The 6,404-nt window shown below is 76.7% G+C and carries 1 protein-coding gene; it reads left to right on the top strand.

The annotated features are described in order from the left end of the window. Nucleotides 1–6,404: SDR family NAD(P)-dependent oxidoreductase (locus tag ACFYUZ_RS39085; protein WP_389317946.1), on the top strand; the 6,404-nt coding region annotated here is incomplete at both ends.

Here is a 6,404-nt window from a genome sequence, read left to right as displayed (position 1 = left end):
GGCGACGACCTCTACGCCGAGATCGAGCTCCCCGAGGGCGTCGACGCCACCGGGCACACCCTCCACCCCGCCCTCCTCGACGCCGCGCTCCACCCTCTGGTCGACGGGGCCGAGGGTCTGCTGCCGTTCGGGTTCGGCGGCGTGACCCTGTACTCGACGGGTGCGACCCGGCTGCGGGTGCACGCGACCCCGTCCGCCGACGGGGGTGTCACGCTGCGTCTGGACGATCCGGCGGGCGCGCCGGTGGCGGTCGTCGAGTCGCTGGTGCTGCGCCGGGTGGAGGCCGGTCGGCTCGCGGACGGTGCCCGCCGTCAGCCGCTGTTCACGGTCGCCTGGCAGCCGTCCGTGGCCGCCGGAGCCGAAGGCCACGACGACCGCGAGGACCGGGTGGTGCTCGGCGCCTCGCCCGAGGCCGGGGAGCTCGCCGTCGCGCTCGGCGCCGAGGCGTACGCGTCGCTGGCCGCTCTGCGTGCGGCTCTGGACGCCGGCACGGCGACCGTGCCCGGGCTCGTCGTGCACGCGGCCGCGACGAGCGGCTCCGGCCCGGCCTTCCTGCCGGCCGAGGCCCGCGGGACCGCGCACGAGGCCCTGGCGACGGTGCAGGGGCTCCTTGACGACGAGCGGCTCGCGGACACCCGGATGCTGGTCGTCACGCGGGACGCCGTGGGCACCACCGCGGAGGCCGCCACGGGTGCGGCTCCCGAGGTGACGGCGCGTGGGCTGGTCGCCGCACCGCTGTGGGGCCTGCTGCGCTCGGTGCAGTCCGAGTACCCCGGTCGTTTCGCGCTCGTCGACGTCGACGGAGCCGCGGAGTCGTGGCAGCGGCTGCGGGCCGTGATCGCGTCCGGGGAGCCGCAGAGCGCGGTCCGCGCGGGCGAGATCCGGGTGCCCCGGCTGGCCCGGATCGCGGAGGACGCTCCGACCTCCTCCTCCGCGCCGACCTCCTCCTCCGCGCCGACCACTCCCTCCGCCCCGACCGCCCCCTCCGCGCCCCTCGCCGCCGACGGCACCGTCCTGATCACCGGCGCCTTCGGGCGGCTCGGCCGGCTGCTCGCCGAGCACCTGGTCGTCCGGCACGGCGTACGGCACCTGCTGCTCACCAGCCGGCGCGGCCCCGAGGCGCCCGGTGCGGACGAGCTCGTCGCCCGGCTCGCCGAGGCGGGTGCCGAGGCGCGGGTCGTGGCCTGCGACACCGCCGACCGGGAGGCGCTCGCGGCGCTGGTCGCCTCGGTGCCCGCCGAGCGTCCGCTGACCGCGGTCGTGCACACGGCCGGTGTCCTCGACGACGGCGTGGTGACCGCGCTGACGGCTGAGCGGCTCGACACCGTGGTGCGGCCGAAGGCGGAGGCCGCCTTCCACCTCCACGAGCTGACCGCGCACCTGGACCTGGCCGCGTTCGTCGTCTACTCCTCGGTGTCGGGTCTGATCGGCGCGGCCGGTCAGGCGAACTACGCCGCCGCGAACACCTTCCTCGACGCCCTCGCCCACCACCGTCGCGCGCTCGGTCTTCCGGCGACCGCGCTGGCGTGGGGCCTGTGGGGCGAGGGCGGCATGGGCGAGAAGCTCGGTGGCTCCGACCTGGCCCGGATGGCCCGGTCCGGAGTGGTGGCGATGACGGAGGCCGAGGGCCTCGCCCTGTTCGACGCGGCCTTCGGCCGTCCGGAGCCGCTGCTCGTGCCCGCGCGGCTCGACCTGGCGGCGGTACGGTCGCGGGCGGCGGCCGAGGGCGTGCCGCCGCTGCTGCGCGGCCTGGTCCGCGCGCCGCTGCGTCGGGTCGCCGCCGCCGCGCCGGCCGGTGGCGGCGGTCTCGCCGCCGAGCTCGCCGGTCTCGACGAGGGCGGGCAGCGGCGCAGGATCACGGAGCTGGTGCGGGAGCAGGCGGCGGCGGTGCTCGGTCACGCCTCGGCGGCGGCCGTCGACGTCACCACCGGCTTCAAGGACCTCGGCTTCGACTCGCTGAGCGCGGTCGAGCTGCGCAACCGGATCAACGCGGCGACGGGGCTGCGGCTCCCGGCCACCCTGGTCTTCGACCATCCCTCGCCGCAGGCCCTGGTGGCGCACCTGCGGGAGCGGCTCACCTCCTCGGGGGTCCCGGGGGCTTCCGGCGGTTCCGCGCCCGCCCCGGCGCGGCGGACCGTGGCCGGGAGCGGGGCGGGCGACGCGTACGAGCCGATCGCGATCGTCGGCATGGCCTGCCGCTACCCGGGCGGGGTGTCCTCGCCCGAGGACCTGTGGCGGCTGGTGAGCGAGGGCACGGACGCGATCGGGCCGTTCCCCGAGGACCGCGGCTGGGACCTGGAGAACCTGTACGACCCGGACCCGGAGGCGGTCGGCAGGTCCAGCACGGACCAGGGCGGGTTCCTCTACCGCGCGGGCGAGTTCGACGCCGAGTTCTTCGGCATCAGCCCGCGCGAGGCGACGGCCATGGACCCGCAGCAGCGGCTGCTCCTGGAGACGGCCTGGGAGACCTTCGAACGGGCCGGCATCGACCCGGGCGAGGTGCGGGGCAGCGACACGGGCGTGTTCGCGGGCACGATGTACCACGACTACGCGCCGCATGTGCAGCACATGCCGCAGGAGCTCGAAGGCATCCTCCTGACGGGCACGCTGGGGAGCGTGGTGTCGGGCCGCATCGCCTACACCTACGGCCTCGAGGGTCCGGCGATCACCGTGGACACGGCGTGCTCGTCGTCGCTGGTGGCGCTGCACCTGGCGGCGCAGTCGCTGCGGCAGGGCGAGTGCTCGCTGGCCCTGGCGGGCGGCGCGACGGTGATGGCGACCCCGGGCACCTTCGTGGAGTTCAGCCGGCAGCGCGGTCTCTCGCCGGACGGCCGCTGCAAGTCGTTCTCCCGCGCCGCCGACGGCACCGGATGGAGCGAGGGCGTCGGCCTGCTGCTCCTGGAGCGGCTCTCCGACGCCCGCCGCAACGGGCACCGGGTGCTCGCGGTCGTGCGGGGCACGGCGACGAACCAGGACGGCGCGAGCAACGGTCTGACCGCGCCGAACGGGCCCTCGCAGGAGCGCGTGATCCGCCAGGCCCTCGCCAACGCCCGCCTGACGCCCGCCCAGGTCGACGCGGTCGAGGCGCACGGCACCGGCACCCGCCTCGGCGACCCCATCGAGGCACAGGCCCTCATCAACACGTACGGAAGCGAGCGCGACCCCGAGCACCCGTTGTGGCTCGGCTCGTTGAAGTCCAACGTCGGCCACACGCAGGCCGCGGCCGGTGTCGGCGGCGTCATCAAGATGATCATGGCGATGCGCAACGAGGTCCTGCCCAGGACCCTGCACGCGGAGGACCCGACGGATCACGTCGACTGGTCCGACGGCACCGTACGGCTCCTCACCGAGAACCGGCCCTGGCTGCCGGCCGACCGGGAGCCGCGCCGCGCGGGTGTCTCGTCCTTCGGCATCAGCGGCACCAACGCCCACGTGATCATCGAACAGGCACCGGAGGAGACCGGGACCACCGAGGAGGAGGAACTCCCCGACCTGCCCTGGCTGCTGTCGGCCAAGACCGAACAGGGCCTCAAGGACCAGGCCCGCCTCCTCCACACGTACGCCACCGAAAACCCCCACGTGCCCGTACGACAGATCGCGGCCTCACTCGCCGCCCGCACCCGCTTCGACCACCGCGCCGTCGTCGAGGCCGACGACCGGGAGGCGCTGCTCACCGCCCTCGACGCGCTCGCCGAGGGCGCCGAGGCCCCGGGGCTGACCGCGGGCACCGCGCTCACCGGCGACACCGCGTTCCTGTTCACCGGTCAGGGCAGCCAGCGGCTCGGCATGGGACGCGAACTCCACGCCGCCGACCCGGTGTTCGCCGCCGCCCTCGACGAGGCGCTCGCGGCGCTCGACCGGCATCTCGACCGGCCGCTGCGGGAGGTGATGTGGGGCGAGGACGCGGAGCTCCTGAACCGCACCGAGTACACCCAGCCGGCCCTGTTCGCCCTGCAGACCGCGCTCTACCGGGCCCTCGAACACCGGGGCGTCGTCCCCGACCAGCTGGCGGGCCACTCCATCGGCGAGATCGCCGCCGCGCACGTCGCCGGCGTCCTCGACCTGGACGACGCGGCCCGGCTCGTGACGGTCCGCGGCCGGCTGATGCAGGCGCTGCCGGCCGGCGGCGCGATGATCGCCGTCCAGGCGACCGAGGAGGAGGTGCTGCCGCACCTCACCCCGCGTCTGTCCGTCGCCGCGCTCAACGCACCGGACTCCACCGTGGTCTCGGGCGCCGAGGAGGACGCGCTCGCGGTGCGCGACGCGTTCGCCGCGCTCGGCCGGCGCACCACCCGGCTCAAGGTCAGCCACGCCTTCCACTCGCCGCTCATGGAGCCGATGCTCCGCGAGTTCGAGGAGGCCGTCGCGGGGATCCGGTTCCGGCGGCCGTCGGTCCCGCTCGTCATGAGCGGCGACCCGACGACCGCCGCCCACTGGACGGCGCACATCCGCGACACGGTCCGCTTCACCGACCACGTCCGCGCCCTGGAGGAGCGCGGCGTCGTGCGGTACGTCGAGCTCGGCCCGGACGCGATCCTGACGGCCCTGGCCCGGCAGTCGCTGTCCGGTCCCGCCGTGCTCGCCCCGGCCCTGCGCCGCGGCGGCGACGAGGCGGCCACCTTCGGCGCGGCCCTGGCCCGGCTGCACGTCGGCGGGCTCTCCCCCACGGACTGGCGGCCGGACCGCACCCCGGCGCACCCCGAGGACCTGCCGACCTACCCCTTCCGGCAGGACCACTACTGGCTCACCCGCCGCGCGGAGCGGACGGGCGGCGCCGGATCCGGGCACGCGCTGCTGGACACCGCGGTCCGGCTCGCCGACGACGACGGGTTCGTGCTGACCGGGCGGCTGTCCCGGCGCAGCCGCCCGTGGCTGGAGGAGCACGCCGTCGGCGGGGCGGTCCTGCTGCCCGGCGCGGCCCTGGTCGACCTGGCGCTGCACGCGGCGGACCTCGCGGCGGCCGGGACGGTCGACGACCTGACCCTGGAGGCCCCGCTGGTGCTGCCCGAGTCGGGCGCCGTCGACCTCCAGCTGAGGGTCGGCGCGCCCGACGGGGCGGGCCGCAGGCCGCTCGCCGTGCACGCGCGCCCGGCGGACGGCGACGAGGAGGCCGCCGGGGCCGGTGACGGGACGGACTGGACCCGGCACGCGACCGGCACGCTCGCCGGTGCGCCCGACGGCGCGTCCGCGGAGCCCCTCTCCTGGCCGCCGGCCGGCGAGCGGGTGGACCTCACCGACGCGTACGACGCGCTCGCCGGGCGCGGGTACGCGTACGGGCCGCTGTTCCAGGGCCTCACGGGCCTGTGGCGGGACGGCGACGACCTGTACGCCGAGGTATCCCTGCCGGACGACGCCGAGGACGACGCCACCACCGGTCACGTGCTGCATCCCGCGCTGCTCGACGCGGCGCTGCACGCCCTGCTCGTGGCCGACCCGGAGGCGCCGCTGCGGGTGCCGTTCGGCTGGTCCGGCATCTCCGCGTACGCCGAGGGGGCCCGGGCACTGCGGGTGCGGCTGCGCAGGACCGGGCCGGACACGGCGGCCCTGACGCTGGCCGACGCGACCGGCGCGCCGGTGGCGGAGGTGGCCGAACTGGCCCTGCGGGCCGTGGATCCGGGCGCGCTCGCCGAGGCCTCGGCGGGCTCCCGCGATCCGCTCTACGTGCTGCGCTGGCGGCAGGTGCCGGCGGAGCGGCCGACGGATCCCGACGCGCCGGCCGCCTCGTGGGCGACGCTCGGCAAGGACGGCGACGCGGTGGCCGACCGGCTCGGCGTCCGGGCCCGGCACGCGGACCTGGCGGGGCTGCGGGCCGCGCTGGACGCGGGCGGGCCGGTGCCGTCGGTGGTCGTGCTGCCCTGGCGGGAGGGCGACGACGTGCTCGCCACCGCCGACGCCACCGCGGTCGACGCGCTCGCCGTGGTGCAGGAGTGGCTGTCCGACGAACGCCTCGCCGACACCAGGCTCCTCATGGTCACGAGCGGCGCCGTCGCGGCGGGGCCGGATCCCCGGGTGACCTCACCGGGCGTGTCGACGCTGTGGGGCCTGCTGCGGACCGCGCGGCAGGAGACCGGGGGCCTGTTCACCCTGGTGGACCTCCCGCCGGCCCCGGACACCGACGGTGCCGTGGGCGGGCGCGAGGACGGCTGGGCGGAGGCGGAGTCGCTGCCCGCCGTGGCCGCCACCGGGCGTGGCGAAGTGGCCGTACGGGGCGGGCAGCTGTTCGCCCCGACGCTGGTCCGTGCCGAGCGGGGCCGCCCGGCCGGGGCGACCGCGGGGACCGGGAACGCGCCGAGCGCGGGGGTGTTCGATCCGGAGGGGACGGTGCTGATCACCGGAGGCACCGGCGCCCTCGGCAGCCTCCTCGCCCGCCACCTCGTGACGAAACACGGCGCCCGCCACCTCCT

It is taken from the genome of Streptomyces sp. NPDC004266, from assembly GCF_042874095.1.
In the GTDB taxonomy this organism is placed as follows: Bacteria; Actinomycetota; Actinomycetes; order Streptomycetales; family Streptomycetaceae; genus Streptomyces.
Note: the sequence above shows the minus strand (reverse complement) of the source record. Positions and strands in the feature narration are given on the sequence as shown.